1 protein-coding gene is annotated in these 1,568 nt (G+C 65.1%); it reads right to left on the bottom strand.

The window, feature by feature from the left end; genetic code table 11:
- A partial coding sequence (locus AC097P_RS23735; protein WP_479612894.1) for an ATP-binding cassette domain-containing protein occupies window positions 1-1,568 on the bottom strand: 1,568 nt, incomplete at both ends.

The raw sequence follows: 1,568 nt of genomic DNA, 5'->3' as shown, positions 1-1,568 counted from the left end.
TCCCGTTTGCAGCGCCGTGACCGTGCGGTCCACCACCGTGGTACGCCCATGCTCCACATGTATCCACTGGTCGCACAGCGCCAAAGAGCTGGGCCGGTGGGCGATGAGCAGTATGGTGGTACTGCGCAGGTGTTTTTGTATGGCTGCGCGTATCAACTCATCGGTTTCCACATCCACGCTGGCGGTGGCCTCGTCCATCAGCACGATGCGCGCTTTGGAAAGCAGGGCGCGGGCCAGGCAAATCAGCTGGCGCTGGCCGGCGCTGATGTTGCGGCCGCCTTCTTCCAGTGGTGTTGCCAGGCCCAGCGGCAGGCCGGCCACAAAGTCCGCCAGACCGATCTGCACCAGCGCGGCCTGGATGTCGTTGTCGCTGTACTCCCCAGTCACGTCGATGGACGCACGCAGCGGCCCCAGGAACAGCACAGGCTCTTGCGGCACATAGGCAATGGCCTGGCGCAGGCGTGCATGGGGCACATCGTTGATGTTGATGCCGTCAATGAAGATGTCACCTCGGTCCACGCTGAGTGTGCGCAGCAGGGCCAGCAGCACCGTGGATTTGCCGGCCCCCGTGCGGCCCAGCAGGGCCACGTGGCTCTGGGCGGCCACCGTGAACGTGGCGTCTTCCACCACGGCCGGCAGTTCGGGCGCATAGCGCAGGCAGGCCTGGCGGAACTCAATGCGCCCGGCGCTGGGCCAGCTATCGGGAATAGGGGCGGGCACCGGGGTCTCAGTGTGCGCATCGGCCTCAGCGGGCAGTTCGGCCCATTGTTGGCAGCGCTCCCACGGCACCAGCACGGTGGCTAAAGCAAAGAAGTCGCGGCACAACCGGTCGATACGTTCCAGCAGGCCAAAGGTCAGGGCCAGCAACAGGCCCGCGGTGCCGGCACCAAACTGGGGAAGCCAGGGCTGTGGCCCCAGCCAGAATAGCGGAAAAACCAGGCCGCACATCAGCACACAGGACACGATGGTCAGGCGCATGCCCAGCCAGAAGGCCAGGCTCCAGCCGCGCATTTCAGTGTTGAGCCGCAGATGGTTGGCCTGGTCGAAGCGCTCCACCAGGTTGGCCTCACGGCCAAAGGCGCGCAGCGTGGAGTGGCCGCGCAGGCCGTCGTTGAACAGCGAAAACACCGGCGACCGCACCACCGATGACACACGTGCGTTTTCGCGTATCGCCACACCGTAGAGGCGCGACACACGCACCGACACATAGGTGGCCAGCGTGAAGGGCAGGGCGGCGAGGGCGGTGACACCCATCACCCCCAGCGCACAGGCCAGGGCCGTGGTCGCGCCGTGGGTAAAACGAAAGCCCCGCGCGGCCAGTTCTACATCCAGCTGCTGGATGTCGGCTGAGAAACGGTTAAGCATGCGCCCGGATGGGGTGGTCTCAAAAAGCCGCAGTGGCGACTGCATGACACCGGTCAACATGTTGTCGTGTGCCTTTTGTGCGGTGTGGGCGCAGGCGCGCCAGAACGTGGCCTGGGCCAGGTAACCGACCACCAGGATGACCACCGTAAGGCCGGCAAATGCGGCAAAAAACTGCCAGGGCGTGATCGCATGTGTGCCGTCCA

This window comes from Rhodoferax sp. ZS1R8 (assembly GCF_056521325.1).
The sequence above is the reverse complement of the archived record's forward strand: the minus strand, read 5'-3'. Positions and strand labels throughout refer to the sequence as shown.